The organism is Bacillus sp. JJ1127 (assembly GCF_036965845.1).
In the GTDB taxonomy this organism is placed as follows: Bacteria; Bacillota; Bacilli; order Bacillales; family Bacillaceae_G; genus Bacillus_A.
Map to the genome: position 1 here is coordinate 1 of NZ_JBALQK010000332.1, position 1760 is coordinate 1760.

General features: G+C 31.8%; 5 protein-coding genes. 2 read left to right on the forward strand and 3 right to left on the reverse strand.

Annotated features, from left to right (window positions below):
* The 3 genes from V7183_RS23810 to V7183_RS23820 all read right to left on the reverse strand — a co-directional run.
* Positions 1-243: CcdC protein domain-containing protein (locus tag V7183_RS23810; RefSeq protein WP_335361050.1), on the reverse strand; the 243-nt coding region annotated here is incomplete at its 3' end.
* A gap of 52 nt (positions 244-295) precedes the next feature.
* A complete protein-coding gene (locus tag V7183_RS23815; protein ID WP_335361051.1) occupies positions 296-400 on the reverse strand; it encodes a DUF4052 family protein in 105 nt (34 codons plus the stop codon).
* Between the two features lie 121 nt (positions 401-521).
* Positions 522-899 carry a GntR family transcriptional regulator gene (locus V7183_RS23820; RefSeq protein ID WP_335361052.1) on the reverse strand — a complete coding sequence of 126 codons (378 nt, stop codon included), beginning with the start codon at positions 897-899 and terminating at the stop codon, positions 522-524.
* Positions 900-1383: 484 nt separating this feature from the next.
* On the opposite strand from V7183_RS23820, the gene V7183_RS23825 reads away from it, so the two are divergent.
* On the forward strand, positions 1384-1524 hold the full coding sequence (locus V7183_RS23825) for a YrzI family small protein (RefSeq protein ID WP_335361053.1): 141 nt from the start codon (positions 1384-1386) through the stop codon (positions 1522-1524).
* A gap of 27 nt (positions 1525-1551) precedes the next feature.
* Complete coding sequence (locus tag V7183_RS23830) at positions 1552-1695, forward strand: YrzI family small protein (protein WP_097899195.1); 144 nt, start codon at positions 1552-1554, stop codon at positions 1693-1695.
* Positions 1696-1760: the final 65 nt, after the last annotated feature.

Here is a 1760-nt window from a genome sequence, read left to right on the forward strand (position 1 = left end):
GTTTGTAAGTATGATAAGCGGAATTGCAAAAAGAAATCCAAATAATATGGCAAAACTAATGTATAGCATCGCCGGATGTGTAGGACCAAAAAACATTAAAATTCCTGGTGATAAGAAAAGGAGCGGTAATAGAATTCGCTTTCCGTTTCCTCTTATCGGTTTATGCATAGATCGATAGCGCCTCCATAAAATCAATAATGCAATACATAAAAACATAGTTATTAACGAAGATGTATCTCCCATACGTTTTTCCTTCTTTCCTAAAATATTTATCTATTACTATCTATATCGTTTTTTATACTGTTTGTTCTAGAGAAATTTTCCGTATGAATATACCGCTAACTACAAAATAAAACACTGTTAATCCAATCGAAATTGTTATAAAAGACGATATATTCATCAAAACTCCACTTTTTGTAAATATTAATTCCTTTATTCCTCTTCCAATGAAAAGGTTAATCCATTTACAGCCATCTTCTTCTTATATTTTTTCGTTAACCCCTCTGCTTCAACTGCAATTCTTATTCTTTCCCCTCCTTTGTAATCATTTGGATCATGTTCATCAGCTCTTCTTTAGAAATTTCAAGTACCTTTGCCTCCTCCCAAACTTTAGGCAAAAATTCAGTCATAAAAGCACTTTGCCGCTTCTTTAATACAACTTCCTTTGCTCCCTTTGCAACAAACATTCCGATCCCTCGCTTTTTATATAAAATACCTTCATCGACCAGTAGATTTACCCCTTTCGCTGCTGTCGCCGGATTGATTTGCAGCATCTTTGCAAATTGATTTGTTGATGGAACCTGTTCTTCTTCAAGCAGTATCCCCTTTAAAATATCTGCCTCGATGGTTTCTGCAATTTGTATGTATATTAACTTATTTTGTTCAAGTGTCGATTTCATCCTTTCACCACCTTAGGTTCATAGGTTCATTACTTATGTAATTAACCATACCACAAGAATCTATTTCCATTCAATATTTTCCCATAAATTCTTTCGAAAAAAGAAGTATCATACGTTAAACTCACATTCAAAACATACACATTTTCATCAAAATTAAAAATTTTCACTTTTTATGTTTACAATTATCCATTAATTGTATATACTTACTAACATAAGAAAAATATTCTAAAAGGAGGTCGAATGAAATGATGAAATTACAATTAAACGCTGCATCTGTTTTACAATTGAATATAAGTTCGACCAACCTAATGGAGAATTGAAAATCGCTTAGTATTTTCTTTAACTAACAAATTCGCCACAGGAGGTCGTATACTTTCCTGTGGCTTTTTCATGCCTTGTCACAGGAAAACTATATCTTCCTGTGGCTTTTTTGTGCGATTTTTTAGTCTCTTACATTATTTATTAAAGAAAGGAGCAACATTCAATGACTTTTCGCGTATTGTTTTTAAGTATTACCATTCAAAGAAATCTATTTTCTGAAAGTGAGATTCAGCACCAGCAACAAATTCAAAAGGCTATGGATGAAGTAAAGGAGCGTCAAATCCCTTATTGTAATTATCTGTAATTCCTTTATGAAAGGAGGAATTCATTTATGACTTTTCACATTTTCTTTTTTACGATTACTCTTCAGAAAAAGACTTTATCTGAGGCTGAAATTTTTCGTGAACAACAATTAAAACAAGCTATGGATGAAATAGCAAATCACAGAAGTTCTTATTACAATCAAATGTGTTAAAAAATAATTAATAAAAGGAGGAATCTTCTTATGAAGTTTCGAGTATTCTTTTTAACGATTACAAT